Source organism: Bacillus clarus (genome assembly GCF_000746925.1).
GTDB lineage: Bacteria > Bacillota > Bacilli > Bacillales > Bacillaceae_G > Bacillus_A > Bacillus_A clarus.
Map to the genome: position 1 here is coordinate 1,009,352 of NZ_JMQC01000008.1, position 15,776 is coordinate 1,025,127.

Annotated in this window: 21 protein-coding genes and 1 pseudogene; 6 read left to right on the top strand and 16 right to left on the bottom strand. The window is 35.8% G+C overall.

Annotated features, from left to right (window positions below; all coding sequences use genetic code 11):
- The first annotated feature begins 101 nt into the window (after positions 1–101).
- Positions 102–968 (top strand): DUF1002 domain-containing protein, encoded by an 867-nt coding sequence (locus DJ93_RS05860; RefSeq protein WP_042979643.1) that lies wholly within the window; start codon positions 102–104, stop codon positions 966–968.
- Positions 969–997: 29 nt separating this feature from the next.
- On the opposite strand, the gene DJ93_RS05865 is transcribed toward DJ93_RS05860, so the two are convergent.
- The 14 genes and pseudogenes from DJ93_RS05865 to dacF form a co-directional block, all read right to left on the bottom strand.
- The gene (locus tag DJ93_RS05865) at positions 998–1,801 is read right to left on the bottom strand and encodes a Cof-type HAD-IIB family hydrolase (protein ID WP_042979644.1); all 804 of its coding nucleotides are present in this window, start codon (positions 1,799–1,801) and stop codon (positions 998–1,000) included.
- A gap of 96 nt (positions 1,802–1,897) precedes the next feature.
- A complete protein-coding gene (locus tag DJ93_RS05870) occupies positions 1,898–3,370 on the bottom strand; it encodes a spore germination protein (protein ID WP_042979645.1) in 1,473 nt (490 codons plus the stop codon).
- Entirely contained in the window at positions 3,348–3,926 is a 579-nt protein-coding gene (gene spoVAEA, locus DJ93_RS05875) for a stage V sporulation protein SpoVABEA (RefSeq protein ID WP_042979646.1), read from the bottom strand. Before spoVAEA ends, DJ93_RS05870 begins: the two co-directional genes overlap by 23 nt.
- A 5-nt stretch (positions 3,927–3,931) precedes the next feature.
- Positions 3,932–4,282 carry a stage V sporulation protein AE gene (gene spoVAE, locus DJ93_RS05880; RefSeq protein WP_042979647.1) on the bottom strand — a complete coding sequence of 117 codons (351 nt, stop codon included), beginning with the start codon at positions 4,280–4,282 and terminating at the stop codon, positions 3,932–3,934.
- Between the two features lie 3 nt (positions 4,283–4,285).
- Positions 4,286–5,302, bottom strand: a complete 1,017-nt coding sequence (gene spoVAD, locus DJ93_RS05885; protein WP_042979648.1) for a stage V sporulation protein AD — start codon at positions 5,300–5,302, stop codon at positions 4,286–4,288.
- 12 nt (positions 5,303–5,314) lie between these two features.
- Entirely contained in the window at positions 5,315–5,773 is a 459-nt protein-coding gene (spoVAC, locus tag DJ93_RS05890) for a stage V sporulation protein AC (RefSeq protein ID WP_042979650.1), read from the bottom strand.
- A gap of 14 nt (positions 5,774–5,787) precedes the next feature.
- Positions 5,788–6,204 (bottom strand): stage V sporulation protein AB, encoded by a 417-nt coding sequence (locus DJ93_RS05895; protein ID WP_042979652.1) that lies wholly within the window; start codon positions 6,202–6,204, stop codon positions 5,788–5,790.
- Positions 6,197–6,817 (bottom strand): stage V sporulation protein AA, encoded by a 621-nt coding sequence (locus DJ93_RS05900; protein WP_042979653.1) that lies wholly within the window; start codon positions 6,815–6,817, stop codon positions 6,197–6,199. Before DJ93_RS05900 ends, DJ93_RS05895 begins: the two co-directional genes overlap by 8 nt.
- Positions 6,818–6,932: 115 nt before the next feature.
- On the bottom strand, positions 6,933–7,016 hold the full coding sequence (locus DJ93_RS34780; RefSeq protein ID WP_080743364.1) for a MetS family NSS transporter small subunit: 84 nt from the start codon (positions 7,014–7,016) through the stop codon (positions 6,933–6,935).
- 3 nt (positions 7,017–7,019) lie between these two features.
- Positions 7,020–7,232, bottom strand: a pseudogene (locus DJ93_RS34365) (sodium-dependent transporter); the annotation flags it as partial.
- Positions 7,233–7,367: 135 nt separating this feature from the next.
- Positions 7,368–8,126 carry an RNA polymerase sporulation sigma factor SigF gene (gene sigF / locus DJ93_RS05905; protein ID WP_042979655.1) on the bottom strand — a complete coding sequence of 253 codons (759 nt, stop codon included), beginning with the start codon at positions 8,124–8,126 and terminating at the stop codon, positions 7,368–7,370.
- Positions 8,127–8,138: 12 nt separating this feature from the next.
- Entirely contained in the window at positions 8,139–8,579 is a 441-nt protein-coding gene (spoIIAB, locus tag DJ93_RS05910) for an anti-sigma F factor (RefSeq protein ID WP_003200026.1), read from the bottom strand.
- Entirely contained in the window at positions 8,580–8,930 is a 351-nt protein-coding gene (gene spoIIAA / locus DJ93_RS05915) for an anti-sigma F factor antagonist (RefSeq protein ID WP_042979658.1), read from the bottom strand.
- 163 nt (positions 8,931–9,093) lie between these two features.
- Positions 9,094–10,287 carry a serine-type D-Ala-D-Ala carboxypeptidase DacF gene (gene dacF, locus DJ93_RS05920; protein ID WP_042979660.1) on the bottom strand — a complete coding sequence of 398 codons (1,194 nt, stop codon included), beginning with the start codon at positions 10,285–10,287 and terminating at the stop codon, positions 9,094–9,096.
- A 165-nt stretch (positions 10,288–10,452) separates the two neighbouring features.
- On the opposite strand from dacF, the gene DJ93_RS05925 reads away from it, so the two are divergent.
- Genes DJ93_RS05925 through DJ93_RS05940 form a run of 4 tightly spaced genes read left to right on the top strand, consistent with a single transcriptional unit; the run spans position 10,453 to position 13,832 of the window.
- The gene (locus DJ93_RS05925) at positions 10,453–10,872 is read left to right on the top strand and encodes a GntR family transcriptional regulator (RefSeq protein ID WP_042979661.1); all 420 of its coding nucleotides are present in this window, start codon (positions 10,453–10,455) and stop codon (positions 10,870–10,872) included.
- Positions 10,838–11,719, top strand: a complete 882-nt coding sequence (locus DJ93_RS05930) for an ABC transporter ATP-binding protein (protein ID WP_042979662.1) — start codon at positions 10,838–10,840, stop codon at positions 11,717–11,719. The genes DJ93_RS05925 and DJ93_RS05930 overlap by 35 nt, the downstream gene beginning before the upstream one ends.
- A complete protein-coding gene (locus DJ93_RS05935) occupies positions 11,709–12,749 on the top strand; it encodes a hypothetical protein (protein ID WP_042979663.1) in 1,041 nt (346 codons plus the stop codon). The genes DJ93_RS05930 and DJ93_RS05935 overlap by 11 nt, the downstream gene beginning before the upstream one ends.
- Positions 12,750–12,761: 12 nt before the next feature.
- Entirely contained in the window at positions 12,762–13,832 is a 1,071-nt protein-coding gene (locus DJ93_RS05940; protein WP_042979664.1) for an ABC transporter permease subunit, read from the top strand.
- 45 nt (positions 13,833–13,877) lie between these two features.
- Here DJ93_RS05940 and DJ93_RS05945 read toward each other — a convergent pair whose 3' ends face one another.
- The gene (locus tag DJ93_RS05945; protein ID WP_042979665.1) at positions 13,878–14,423 is read right to left on the bottom strand and encodes a hypothetical protein; all 546 of its coding nucleotides are present in this window, start codon (positions 14,421–14,423) and stop codon (positions 13,878–13,880) included.
- Between the two features lie 101 nt (positions 14,424–14,524).
- Complete coding sequence (locus tag DJ93_RS05950) at positions 14,525–14,944, bottom strand: MarR family winged helix-turn-helix transcriptional regulator (RefSeq protein ID WP_042979666.1); 420 nt, start codon at positions 14,942–14,944, stop codon at positions 14,525–14,527.
- Between the two features lie 160 nt (positions 14,945–15,104).
- Here DJ93_RS05950 and DJ93_RS05955 point away from each other — a divergent pair, with 160 nt between their 5' ends.
- Positions 15,105–15,776 carry an SIMPL domain-containing protein gene (locus tag DJ93_RS05955; protein WP_042979667.1) on the top strand — a complete coding sequence of 224 codons (672 nt, stop codon included), beginning with the start codon at positions 15,105–15,107 and terminating at the stop codon, positions 15,774–15,776.

Sequence of the window (15,776 nt, forward strand, 5' to 3'; positions counted from 1 at the left end):
CTTTTTTGAAATGTGGAAGAAGTCAGGTGACAAATAAGAAAAATATACTATAATAACTGTGTTGCCCGAAAATTCTAGAAAGAGAAAGGGAGCGATTTTTCGTGAAAACGAAATTATTAGCTCTGCTATTAGCTGTTACGGTATTTATGATGCCAGCAGCTTCATTTGCAGACATAATCGAGGGAGAATCAATTGTTACACTAGGAGAAAATTTATCCGAACAACAAAAACAAGATCTTTTGAAAGAAATGAAAGCACCAAAAGATGCGCAAATTATCACTGTATCTAATGCGGAAGAACATAAATTTCTAGAAGGTGTCGTTCCAAAAGCACAAATTGGTACGAGAGCCATTTCCTCTTCTATGATTACGTACACAAAACCAGGATCTGGTCTCATTGTACGCTCAAAAAACATTAATTCGGTAACAGATGCAATGTACACAAACGCGTTAATTACAGCGGGTGTGAAAGATGCGGAGATTCAAATTACTGCACCATTTAAAGTTTCAGGAACTGCTGCTTTAACAGGTCTAATGAAGGCTTATGAAACAACATCAAATAAAGCAATTCCGGAAGATGTTAAAAAAGTAGCCAATGAAGAAATGGTACAAACAGCTAAACTTGGTGATAAAATCGGTGAAGAAAAAGCGGTTCAACTTGTTGCAAAAGTAAAAGAAGAAATTGCGAAAGAACAACCGAAAACAACAGAAGATTTACGTTCATTAATTAAAAAGATTGCTGATCAACTCGGTATTACATTAACAGATGAGCAATTAGATGACTTAGTTTCTCTATTTGATAAAATGAAAAATTTAAATATTGACTGGAACCAAGTTGGTAGCCAATTAAACAAAGCAAAAGATCACGTGTCAGCCTTCTTAGGATCTGAAGAGGGACAAGGTTTCCTAGACAAAGTAAAAGATTTCTTCTCCAGTATCATTGATTTTATTAAATCATTGTTCAAGTAAAAAGAAGCTCGTCGCTGACGAGCTTCTTTTTATACAAGTAACGGTAATTTCATAACAGCTTCTTCGACAGAACGAACAACATGACTCGCTTTCTCTTTAACATACGGATGAGCATGATGAAGTGTGAACGAATGCGGAGTTACTTCAAACATAGAAATATCATTAAAAGAATCTCCAATACAAGCAACTTCATTTTCCTTTATTTTCAAATGATCTATTAACCGTTTCAACGCGCTCCCCTTGCTTACCCCCATTGGCATAATATCAACATAACGTTTTCCTGATATAAAAATCTCTGCTTTCCCATAAAAGGTGTTCCGTAATTCTTTATCCAATGGTACAATCTTTTCCTCGTCTCCGTATACAAACAATTTAGCTGGGTGAACTGTGTTACCAAACTGTTCTTCTAACATTTCTATCTCAGCAATATGTACCCCCATATACTCTTCAAAAATATGATGGTGTTCGTTTTTCTTTTTTGTATATCTCTGCTCCTTTGCACAAACAATATCAGCTAACCCTTTTTCGTGTATATATCGATATATTTCCTGGGCAATCCCATTATCAAATGTTGATTCGTGAAATATTTGTCCATCTGGCAATAACATAGTAGCTCCATTCAAACCAGTCGTATAGTATGGGAATGAAAACCTCCTTACTACCTCATGAATTCGATGTGTAAAACGGCCAGAAGCAAAGCAAATATTTGTCCCCTTTTCAGCCAACCAGCAAAGTGCTTGTTCATCTTCCTTATACATATGGCTCACATTATAAACGAGTGTATCATCTAAATCACTTACAAATAGTTTAATCATGCTTTCTTCCCCTTTCATACACAATATCTACTCTAAGTGTACGAAAAAAATGTTTGTTTTTTGTTAAAAAACGATAAATTTTTTAATAAAAAATAAGCAGGAGAATCATCCTGCTTATTTTTGCCTTCTTATATTTTGCGGGCGCACAATACTTGGGCGCACTTTTAAGCTAGACATAGTTGGGCGGAGTAAAATTTTTATTAGCGCTCCCCAATCAAACGGTAAAAAAGGCCATAAATATGGTGTTTGTAAACTCTTAATAGATGTTAAAAATAAAATTAACATCGTCATTCCGATAACAAATCCCATTTCATGAAATAGGCCGGTTAAAATAATAACAAATAATTTTCCAATTTTATTCCCAAGTCCTAGTTCATAACTTGGTGTTGCATACGATCCAACCATTGAAACCGCTACATATAAAATAACTTCTGGTACAAATAGCCCTACATCAATCGCAATTTGTCCAATTAATATGGCTGAAATTAAACCTGCCGCTGACGACAACGGTGTCGGTGTATGAATCGCGGCCATCCGTAAAAACTCAAGCCCGACTTCTGCCATCAGAACTTGTAAGAGAATCGGTAAGTGTGTCATTTTATTCGGTCCAATGAAAGCTAGTTTTTCTGGTAACAATGTTGGCTCAAATACAAAAACTAACCAAAATGGCAATAAAAATAAAGAGAATATTACACTTAAAAAACGAATCCATCGTAAAAATGTACCGACAGCTGGGTTTTGTCTAAATTCTTCCGCATGCTGCAAATGATGAAAATAAGTTGTCGGCGTAATCATAACACTTGGCGATGTATCAACAATAACTAATACATGTCCTTCTAACAAATGATTCGAAGCTACGTCTGGCCTTTCTGTGTAACGAATGAGCGGAAAGGGATTATAGCTTTGCTTTACTACAAATTCTTCCACTGTTTTATCCGCCATTGTAATGCCATCTACTTCAATGTTATTTAATTCTTGCTTTATAATCTTTACTAAATCTGGATTTGCCACATCCTGAACATAAGTAATACAAATATCCGTTTGTGACCTATCTCCTACGCGAATAATTTCGTTTCTCAGGCGTGGATCGCGAATTCGTCTACGAATTAAAGCTGTATTTACAACAATATTTTCAACAAATCCATCTCTCGCCCCACGCACTACTTTTTCTGTATCTGGCTCTGTCGGTGTCCGTCCTGGATAACTACGAACATCTATTACAAAGGCCTCAGTTTCGCCTTCTACAAAAATAACGACAAGCCCTGATAATACTTGTACCATTACTTCATCCATCGTTTTAACTTTACTTACTTGTTGATGAATTAATCGATTTTCTAAAAGCTTGACCGTATCTTCCTCAACATTCCTTATTTCATTTGTATCCACCGCTTCTTCTAAAATAGGGATAATATAGTTTGTATCACAAAGTCCATTTACAAATAGCACACCAATTTCTTTATCAAGAATTTGAAATTTACGGATTCCGACATCAAATGTAACACCGAGTCCGACTGTTTGTTTTAAATAATTTTCGTTATCACTCAAAAAGGATGAAATCGGGATGTTAACTTTCTTTTGTTTTGTCATAAAATCCACTCCTTTCTAAAATTAACTGAATTGCTTTCTTTGTAATTGGTGATCCTCTCTCCCATTCATCATTCCCATACATTTTCCCAACATCACCGATTCCAACAATTATTGGGACATTTAATTCATCTAAACAATAAATTGTATCTCCACTAATTCTGCCTATTTCACCATCTGGAAGTCCAAACTTATCAACACCGTATTCTGTTAAGTTACCCTCCCGATCTACACTGACATCTACACGCGCCCACTCCCAATGATGCGTATTGGATGCTACTGCTAAAATACCAAGAACATCAATTTGTTTATGTGTTGCCACGTACTTTAACGCCTTTTCACCTGAGCCTTCTCCAATAAATCCGCTGTCATCAAACATGACAAATACAGGGTCATATGGCGTTTGCATAATAAGCTCAACAATTTTCTTTCCTGTCAATTTGGTCGGATTGCTTTGCGATGCTGAAATACACCTTCCCCCGAATTCCTTTGTTAACAGCTCAATTGTCCGCTTTGCATATTCATCTCCATCTGTCACCAAAATAACCCTTCGTCTCATTTGATTTATCCTTTCGGTTTACATATAAGTGCTACAAAAAACGCAAATAATATCGCTGCTGAAATACCTGCAGAAGTTAAACTAAACATGCCAATACCAATTCCTAAATATCCATGTTTTTCTGCCGCTTGCATTGCTCCGTGTAAAAGTGAATGTCCAAAACTAGTAATAGGGACCGTTGCCCCAGCTCCTGCAAATTTTATCAGTTTATCATATAATCCAAATCCATCTAAAATAGTCCCCACTACTACAAAAGTTGCCATTAAATGAGCTGGTGTTAATTTTGCAAAATCCAATAATAGTTGCCCTATGACACAAATAGCTCCTCCTACAATAAATGCATATATGAAATCCACAATTCACCCCCCTTTAACTCTTTCGAATACAACACCGTGTGCAATCGTCGGGATCGTTTCCTTTTGTTGCATCATCATCGGACTTAATAACGCTCCAGTCGCAACGACAAAAATACGTTGTAAATTCCCTTTTTGCATTTCACGTAATAAATGACCGTATGTGACAACAGCTGAACAAGCACAACCACTCCCACCCGCAAAAACCTCTTCTTGATTTGAATCGTAAATCATTAGCCCGCAATCATTGTATATATGTCCTAGGTCATATCCCTCTTCAAGTAAAAGTTGTTTCGTAATTGGCGTTCCAATAGCTGATAAATCACCAGTAACAATAAGATCATAATCAGCGGCATTTCTCCCTAAATCTTCAAAATGCTGTTGAATCGTATGAGCTGCCGCTGGTGCCATCGCCGAACCCATATCAAAAGGATTCGCTATCCCTAAGTCTTGTACTTTTCCAATTGTCGCAGCTGTTATTTTAATAGCACTTTTCTCTTTGCTAATTAAGATTGATCCCGCTCCAGTAACAGTTGAAGTTGCTGTCCCTGGCCTTTGTCCCCCGTACTCCGTGGGATAACGAAATTGCCTTTCCGCAGTTGCGTTATGGCTGCTCACTGTAGCAAGTACGCGATTAGCAAAACCACCATCAACAAAAGCTGAACCAAGTGCTAAAGTTTCCATTGAAGTCGCACAAGCACTAAACATTCCTAAAAAAGGAATTTCAAGTTCACGAGCGACATAATTTGCTGTTACCGTTTGATTTAATAAATCTCCTGCTAGGAAGAAATCGATTTCCGAATTTTTTATATTTCCTTTTTGCATCGCTTGTTGAATTGAATCTGACATTAACCTTCGTTCAGCAAGTTCCCAATTTTCTTCTCCGCAGTGTAAATCTGCATATGAAATATCAAAACTTTTTCCAAGAGGGCCTTCTGCTTCTTTCGGACCGACAGCCGTACCCATTGCATTTACGAAGATATCATTTTGAAATACCCACGTTTGCTTCCCTGTCAATCTCATATTACTCCCCCTTTACGACATTAAAATTTTAAAAGTATATCGAATTAAACCAATAATATATGCGCTGGCGACCCCAAATACAATGACACTTCCAGCAAGCTTAAACATATTGGTAGCAAGACCTAAGACAATCCCCTCACTGCGGTGCTCCATTGCCGCACTGACCATCGAATTAGCAAATCCAGTAACAGGAACTGCCGAACCAGCCCCTGAAAATTGCCCAATTTTGTCATATACACCAAGCCCAGTTAATATCGCTGATAATAATACAAGGGTTGCGATTGTAGGGTTTCCTGCCTCTTGTTCACTAAAGTGAAAGCAATGTATATAAAACTTCATCAGTACTTCTCCGACTGTACAGATAAGCCCCCCTACAAGAAATGCTTTCACACAATTCATCAAATAGTTAGGCTTCGGATGATAATCTTTTACTTTATTTATGTAATCCTCTTTTAATTTCTTTTTTGCCATTCGTATATCACCTCCTACTTTACGAAGTAAATCCAGTGAAACAATGAGCCTATTACTTTTCCAAGCACAAGGGCAACGAGGAGAATAACAATTTTGCCATCTACCCCTACTCGTTTCGCTAAAATAGGTAATACATTTAAGACTTCTGTTAATGCCGCTGCTAGCATTCCAACAAAAGTGCCACAAAATATACCTAATACAACAAGCCAATATTGAGATGTTTGAAACGTGATGTTCTTTAAGCTGCACCATGATCCAGTTAAAGTGCCAATAATAACTGCCCACTCGAAATATTTCATACGATGACCACTTCTTGTTAACTGTGCTAAACGAGGAATTACACCGAGAACTGCCAAAAACGCAACATACCCACCACCCACTGCAATCCCTCCAGCAAGGCCAATTAAGATAACCACTCCATACTCAATCATCTGCAATTTTTTTTGTACTCTCCTTATTCTCATGCACGATGACATATTGATCGAGTGACTGTTGATACTGAAACATTTCAACCTCTAAGGGACTCGGTTCCTCATTAATTCGTTTTTGAAATACATGATTAAAAAATAAGACCATACCTAATCCAAGTCCTAATGAATAAGGGATTTGGAATAAAAGCGGTTGTTCATTAACTTCTCCCGTAATCATGTAATATAAACGTTGATGCACTTGTTGCATACTTACATCTTCATGAAAATAAATGATGGCAAGAGCGGCACCAACAAAAAGTAATGTCCAAACAAGTCCGAAGAAGATAGGATTCACATTCTTCCTGTCATATATAATTTCAACAAGAGTTTGTCCAGAACCAAGTAAATTAATTTGTATGTGCTCCATCTTTTGTTGAATAATCTCAATTACTTTCATCACATCAATGACAACATGCGTCTTATCACGTGCGGTAATTTTATAAACAATCTCATTTTGCACAGTTTCAACCACACTAGAATCTCCAACGATTTGAGCGATATCTTTAAGTCTCACTTCATATGAAGGAGAGACCTTTAAACGATTTCTCATTTTGAGGTATATTGTTTGTTCCAAGCTATAGTCATCCTTTCACTCTTCCTCGTAGTTGTAGTATGGTTATTGGATTTTTTTCTAATACAATTTTTTCATAAAAAAACATCTGTACCGTTTTGATACAAATGTTTTGAACTTATGCTTTCTTTTTCTTAAATAGGTTTGCAATACTTAATGCGAGTCCTCTCCAAATGACTACCATGCCTATAATCATCATCATAATCGCTGATCCGCGATGACGATGGCCAAGAGCAAATTCGAACGCTACTAATGAGATACCAGTCGTTAATAATGCAAATAAGTACGGTAAAAAGAATGTGCCTCCCCTATTTTCCTATGCTGTATAAGGAAAACGCCATATGTTCCCTAATTCAACGGCAGAACCAATTGCTATGAAAATAAAACCAGCCCTCGTCCTCCATTGTTGCCTCGTTTCCTTATTTCCTTCCCCTTTATGACAAGTTTACACTCGGATTTCACTCCAAATTTTCCTAATTACAAATGAATTATGTGAATTTAGTTAATAATTGAGATAATCTCATTTGAGGCAAAATAAAAAATCGAATAGATGCTATTCATCTATTCGATCTTTCATCTGTTTTAATATTTTCTTTTCAAGCCTTGAAACTTGCACTTGTGAAATACCGATGCGCTCTGCTACTTCTGATTGTGTTTGATCTTTATAGTAACGCAAGTATACAATTAAGCGTTCTCGTTCATCGAGCTCCCTAATTGCTTCTTTTAAAGCAATCTTATCAAACCATTTTGTTTCGGTTTGATCCGCAATTTGGTCCAAAATTGTAATGGGATCTCCATCATTTTCATATACAGTTTCGTGTATGGAAGATGGCGCCCGACTTGCTTCTTGAGCAAGAACCACTTCTTCTGGTGTTAGTTCGAGTGCTTCTGCTACTTCATTAATCGTTGGAGCCCTTCCAAACTCTTTCGAAAGCTCATCTTTCATCTTTCGAATTTTATTGCCGGTTTCTTTTAAAGAGCGACTTACTTTGACAGATCCATCGTCACGTAAAAATCGCTGTATTTCTCCAATAATCATTGGAACTGCATATGTTGAAAATTTCACGTCGAAAGATAAATCGAATTTATCTACCGATTTTAAGAGTCCGATACATCCAATTTGGAATAAATCGTCTGGTTCATATCCTCGATTAAGAAAACGCTGTACAACCGACCATACGAGACGCATATTATTTTGGACAATCGTGTCTCTCGCCTGTTGATCTCCATCTTGACTTTTTTGAATTAACGCTTTTAACTCTTGGTCCTTTAGCTGAGGCTTCTTCTTCTCATTTCTGACCTCAATGTCCATAGGCAATTCTCCTTAATTGCATAGAGCGTTACTATTTGATAAGTATTTTGTCAAATGGATTGTTGTCCCGAAAGATTCGTTTGAAATAACCTCTACTTCATCCATAAAATTTTCCATGATAGTAAATCCCATTCCGGAACGCTCTAATTCAGGTTTAGTTGTAAAAAGTGGTTGTCTTGCTTCATCCAGGTTAAAGATGCCAACCCCTTCATCTCGAATCGTGAGTTTCACCATTGCTTCTTCCAAAATCACCGAAATATAAACAACACCTTCTGCATTTCCTTCGTATCCATGAATAATTGCATTTGTAACTGCTTCTGACACAACTGTTTTAATCTCTGTCAATTCTTCCATCGTTGGATCCAATTGTGCAATAAAAGCAGCAACTGTTACACGAGCGAACGATTCATTTTGACTTAACGCTGAAAATTGAAGGTTCATTTCATTTCTCATTTATGCCACCCCCAACGTCGCGAGCGCATGCGCTTCACTTTCTTCCAAACGAACAATTTTAAATAGACCCGACATTTCAAACAGACGCTTAACAGGAGGTGAAATTGCACAGACAACCATCTCCCCGCCTAATCCCTTAACATGCTTATATCGTCCTAATATAACGCCTAAACCAGAGCTATCCATAAATGTTAAATTCTCTAGGCTTAATACAATATGGTGCACACCATGCGTCTCAATCATATCAGTTACTTTCGTTCGCAACTCTTCAGCGGTATGATGATCTAATTCACCCGCTAGCCTTACACATAAGACATCACGCTTTACTTCTAAATGCATGGAAAGACTCACACGATTTCCTCCTTATGCTCAAACTTTACTCATTTACATAAGATTTTCGTGATATAAAATAAGAATCCTCCCTACTGACAAAAGAAGTACTATTTCGCCATAATGTGAAGCTTTCAGCAATTATTCTACAAATACGCACACAAAAGCGGCAAAATCTTTGCCGCTATTTTGATGTTGAAAACATCCCAAAACTTCTTTTAAATAACTCCCACCAGCTTGCCGCCTCAACATCTTCTTTTGCTACAATTGTCTGCTTTAATAAAACATTTTTATCTTTTTTAATAACAAGTGTCCCAAGCGCATCACCTTTTTTAATCGGTGCTTTCACTTTCTTTTCTGCGATAACTTCCTGCTTTACTTTGTCCATATTTTCGCCTTTTTTCATAAGAAGCGATACATTATCTGATGCAACTAAATCTACTTTTTCCTTCTTACCTTTTCCTACTTGTACAGTCTTGATCTTTTCACCGCGTGTATACAATTTCTTTGTCATATATTGTCCGAATGCATAATCAAGGAGCTTCGTCACTTGATTATTGCGTTCTTTTGATGTAGGTGCACCCATTACAACTGAAATAACCCGCATTCCATTTTTCTCAGCTGATGCCGTTAAACAATACTTTGCTTCTGTTGTAAAACCCGTTTTTACTCCATCTACTCCTGGATAGAAACGAACTAACTTATTTGTATTAACAAGCCAAAACTTTTTATCCGTATTTTCACGTAAATAATCTTCATATTTTCCTGTGTATTTTCGAATAAGCGGATACTTCATTAATTCTTTCGCCATAATTGCCATATCATTTGCTGTGGAATAATGATCTTTCGCTGGAAGTCCTGTTGGATTTTGAAAATGCGTATTCTTCAGTCCCAAATCCTTCGCTTTTTTGTTCATCATATTGACAAAACCTTCTTCTGAACCGGCGATATGCTCAGCAACCGCGACAGATGCGTCATTTCCAGATGCAATCGCAATTCCCTTCAACATTTCATTGACTGTCATTTCTTCCCCAGGCTCTAGAAAGATTTGCGACCCACCCATTGAAGCTGCGTGTTCACTTGCTCGTACTTTATCGTCTAGTTTTAATTTCCCTTTTTCAACTTGTTCCATGATTAATAACATTGTCATAATCTTTGTCATACTAGCAGGTGGTAATTTTTCATTCGGATTTTTCTCAAACAAAACTTTACCCGTATCTTGCTCAATGACGATTGCTGATGATGCTTGCTCAGCTAACTTCGGCGTTGTTTCCCCTTCTGTTTTCTCCGTTTTCGTTTTCTCGGATTGTGCGAAACTAACTGAAGTACCAGAAAGCAATAACATGAAACAAACAAGTATTCCAAAAACTCGCTTCATGACTAACCCTCCATTCTATATCAAACCTATTTTTTCCATTTAATACGTTTTTATACCATATTTTTCTATTATTTTCTGTTGACAACGGAGATTAATGTCTTTATTGTATTAAGTGTATTACACACAGTAGTACACTTAATGCATATTAGGAAGGAGACATTGCTCTTGCATATTCAACTTGATCCAAGAAGCAACACTCCGATATGGGAACAAATTGTTCGAAATATAAAAGAACTCGTATTGAAAAACATGCTAGCTCCAAATGATAAGCTTCCTTCTGTACGCGAGCTCGCTTCATTGCTCGTTATAAATCCAAATACAGTTAGTAAAGCGTATCAAGAGTTAGAGCGACAAGGGATTATTGAAACGTTACGAGGAAAAGGAACATTTGTATCCCAATCGATTACCCCAACATTAGACGAAAGGAAAATCGCTATGGTTGAAAAGCAATTTCATCAATTATTACTAGAAGCCTCTTATCTTGGGATTACGAAAGATAAAATTCACGATTGGATAGATTCATACTACAAAGAGATTGGAGGAAGTACAGATGCTGAAAGTGACAAACTTGAAGAAAATAATTGATAATCAAACAATTTTAGACGATGTTTCTTTCACATTACAAAAAGGTAGTATCGTCGGATTGCTCGGTAGAAACGGTGCAGGGAAAACAACTTTATTACGAACGATGGTTGGAATTTTAGACCCGGATGAAGGAACTATTACATATGAGGATATAGATGTTCATAAACACCCTGAGATTAAGCAAAAGGTTGTTTACGTTCCTGATTCTACTAACATACTGAATGGATATACAGTAAAAGAGATCGTGAAGTTTTACAAAGCCGTTTATACAGCATTCGATGAGCAATATTTCTATCAACTATTAGAACGCTTTAATTTACCAAACAAGCGAATTCGTAGTTATTCAAAAGGAATGAAAGCATTACTTGCTATTATTTTAGCTTTCTCTGCAAAAGTGGAATACATCATTTTAGATGAACCGACAAATGGACTTGACCCTATTGTTAAAAGACAAATCCTACAATTTCTCGTTGAAGAAGTAGCTGAAAAAGAGATTACGATTTTTATCTCTACTCATCATTTAGATGAAGTTGAAAAAATCGCAGATACAATCATTATTTTAAAAGGACATACAGTAGCTTCTATTACATCACTAGACGATGCAAAATCACGCTATGCCAAAATTCAAGTCGCTTACGAGCGATCACTACCTCAAAAACTTGAAAACTTAAGCAATATTAAAATATTAAATCAAACGGGAAAAGTATATACGATTTTAATTGAAGGAAACGTAGCTGCAACACTGGAGAAGTTTTACAAGGAACAACCAATACTCATTGAAGAATTAGCGATGTCACTCGAAGATGTCTTCGTTACGACACTTGAGGAGGATGGGTATGTTTCATAGGGCGTTGTGGATGTCGAATTGGAAGCGCGGGAAATATGCGATACTAATACTGTTTTTAGTTTGTATGTATGTCTTTCCTTATCAATACTATAAGGAATCTCAAAAACAGATGAACTTTTTCTATAAATATAATCCAACTGGAGAATTTTATTACGATTACTATTTTTCAGATGACAAATCTATCATTATCCTCTCTATCATTACACTAGCTTGCTTAATGATTGGATGGGAACGTAGCAATATAAAGTTGAGTGACTCTTTAATGGCAATGCCTTTTAAACGTAGCACCATCTTCTTTTCAAAATGGTTATTTGGCATTATTCACATTGTCACATGCTTTTTGCTATGTTGGGCTCTAATGTACTTTGTATATAGAACGACAATTCACTTTGAATTTCAGTCATTCAGCTTTTTCCATAGATACTTTTTCTATGCAATTATTACTTATATTGCACTCTATACTACAGCTTTGTGTATTGGAACTTTTACAGGAAGTATCATTTCTCAAGGTACCTTCTGTGTTTTATATTTAATCAAAGGGTATGGGATTTTTTCTTTGCTCTTCTCTTTTTATGATGCACATTTAAATATGGATACAGCACATTCTTCAAATAAATATGAAGCAGTCTATCATTTAGACAAACAAACAGAAATTCTTGCTCCCATACATAATTTTAGTATTCGATATAATTATGATATGAGGAACCAAACAAATAAAGAGAAAGGACCTGTATTTTATAACTATAGTTCCCCTAAAATATTGCTAGTACCCATTCTATATACAATATGCTTCTTATTACTAGGATTTATTTTATATAAGCATTCACCTAATGAAAATAATAAAAAAGTATTTTCATTTCAAAAGAAACAAAAACTATGGATTTTTGGGACAACTTTCTATTTCGCTTTAATCGGTGGGAGCATGTTGCACTATTTTGATTTGATATTTAGCTATTATTTCGGGTTGATTTTATTTGGAAACATCAGCTATTTTGCACTCTCACGTCTTACAAATTATAAAGTTTTATAAAGGAGAGATCCTATGTTTCAACAAGCATTATGGTTACAAAGCTATAAACAAGGAAAATATTTCATTTGGCTTTTTTGGATTACTAGCTTCTATACACTATCTTATAAATATTATTTAGATGCTGCGAAGGCCTTTCATTTTTCACAAACTACCACGAAAAAAATCAAATACTATTATCAATATTTCCTTAGCCCTGAAGACCATTTACTTGTACAAGGAATAGTAATTATTGCTTTAGCATGCGTGCTAATTGGGTGGGAGCGCCATAACCAAACCATGGAATCTTTATGGTCAATGCCTTTTAAGCGAAGAGATATATTTCTTACAAAATGGTTATTAGGGGTTTTTAACATTATTGCTGTCTATACAATAAATTGGGGACTTTTCACAATTTTAAAAAAGACGACCTTTCATAATAAATACCAGTTATTTTCGCCATTTCATTCCTATTTTCTTTATACAGCCATTGTGCTAATCGCTATTTATACTTTAGCATTATTTATGGGAACAATAACTGCCAACATATTTTCCCAAAGTGTACTCACTGGTATTATGTTTATTTTACCATACGGATTGGCATTGCTTTTTGCTGGGGTTATTTCAGTTCACCTGTACGGAACTCACGAGAAAACTTATAACATTGAAAATCAATACGTATCAGCTTCATCACATGTAGGTATACTTTCACCTATTGAAGACTTAGAGATTAGATTCGATTATGATCCACAATCAGCTTATACAGATGAAAACGGAAAACGAATAAATGAACCTAATTTTTCAAAAATACCTTCTGCTTGGAACTTATTAAGCACAATTATGTATATACTTGTTTTATTACCTTTAGGTACCTATTTATATACACGATCACCCAATGAACAAAACGGTAAATTACTTTTATTCTCAAAACTCCACAAGCCTTTTATAGTATGTACTGTAGCTTGCTTCGCCCTATTTGGTGGGCGTTTAATAGGAGGAATAAACTCAATAGTTGGGTATTATATTGGCTTTTTCTTAACTGGTCTAATTAGTTACCTCGTGTTATCTCGCATATTAAAGAAAAGATTTTCTTTAGGATTAAAATAAAAAAATCATTACTCCATACGAAGTAACCTCCTCACTTAGAGGAGGTTACTTCACATTCTCTCTCCTATCCCCATACACCATCTCTTCTTTCATTCCAAATCCATCACCATTTTGTACAATTTGCTCTGTTGGTGCGACTACACTTTCAGTAATTTTCCATTCTCCGCGCTCTTTCAGAAACACTTGTAGAAAATAGTTCATGCCATTTAATTGATACGCATTTTCTTTTTTCACATTATAGTGCACCGCAATGTAGTACACTTGAATATTTTCTTTACCAGCTTTTGATACATATTGCGCTAATCTTGGAATGTAAGTAGCTGCTTTCTTAAACGGCAATTGCTTCGCTTTAACGAGCGATGAACTTGTTACATTACGCAATGTATCTTGCTTACGAATATTATCACTGTGGTGGAATAATACTGCATTTTGCATGGAACGAACCCATAATTTTGAATATAAGACAGTGTTATCATTTTCAATGTACTTTACTTCTTTTTGTACAACTTCAATAGGTGTATCAGCATACGTGAATGTATTAAGACAGAAAAAGATTCCAACTCCAACAGCAATTACAATCATGTATTTCATAATTTCCCCTCCGATTCTTTTTAATTAAAGTATCGGAGTTTCAAAATATTTTTATTCAAAAGAAAAAGGATAGGAAAGCTTTTGCTTCCTATCCTCATTTATTATAATACGCGGCCAAATAACTCTAAAACCATTTCTATTTCTTGGTCGCTCCAACCTTTAAATCTCTCTTTATAATATTCTTTACGCACAGCTTCAAGTTTTTCCGTTACTTCTCTTCCGTGTTCTGTAATTTCTAAATACACGATACGACGGTCTGAATTAGAACGCTTTCTCTCTACAAACCCTTTTCGTACGAGACGATCTGTTACAGCTGTAATATGACTGGAGGTTACGTTTACTTCACTCGCAATTTGCGAAGCCATTTGTGGACTTTTTAAAAACAACGCACGTAATACAGAGAATTCATTATATGGCATATGCTCTGAAAAACGTGTATTAATATCATTTTGTAATAAACGTATCATCTTTCGAAATGATGCAGATAAATCTAAAATCAGTGTTTCTCTTTTTTCGTTCACTAGCCTCGTCCCTTTTTTATCATATTTATACATATTATAATCTATAAATACCTATGTTGTATATGCTTTCTTTCCTCTTGATTCTCATTTATGTAACTTTTTTCATACGATTTTCTTTTTTGTTCACACATATACATATAAAAAAGGATGGTGAGCGTAAATGCAAGGTGGAATGAATCCGTATTTACATAATGCCCGTACGACGAATACTGGTAAAGAAGCTACTATTACTGTACAAGGTGAAGGCGTTGTAAAAGCAAAACCAAATGTTGTTATATTAACGCTTGGAATCCGAACAGACCATAAAAACGTAAAACAAGCGCAAGAGGAAAATGCAGTGCAGTCTAGACAATTACTTGATGCGCTGAAACAGCTTGGTATTGCCGATAAAGATATAGAAACCATTTCTTATACGATTACTCCACAATACGAATATGTAAATGATAAAGCATTACTGCAAGGCTACCGTGTGGAGCATTTGTATGAAATTACCGTTTTAAATGTGCAAAAAGCAGGGGAAGTATATGATATAGCTGTTACAAATGGAGCAAATGTAGCAAAAGGGTTACGTTTTCGAATATCTCATCCAAATAAGTATTATGAGCAAGCTCTCATTCAAGCCCTGCAACAAGCAGTAGAAAAAGCTCGTACAATTGCGAATTCATATAATTTAAACATTAATCCTGTGCCACTCTCACTCGTTGAAGAATCTGCTCAATTGCCAAGAGAAATTACATCCTATGCTACTTTACATGCTCAGGCAGCTCCCCCCATTCAATCAGGGGAGTTAGAAATTATCTCTTCAATCCGAGCTGTTTTTACGTATTTATAA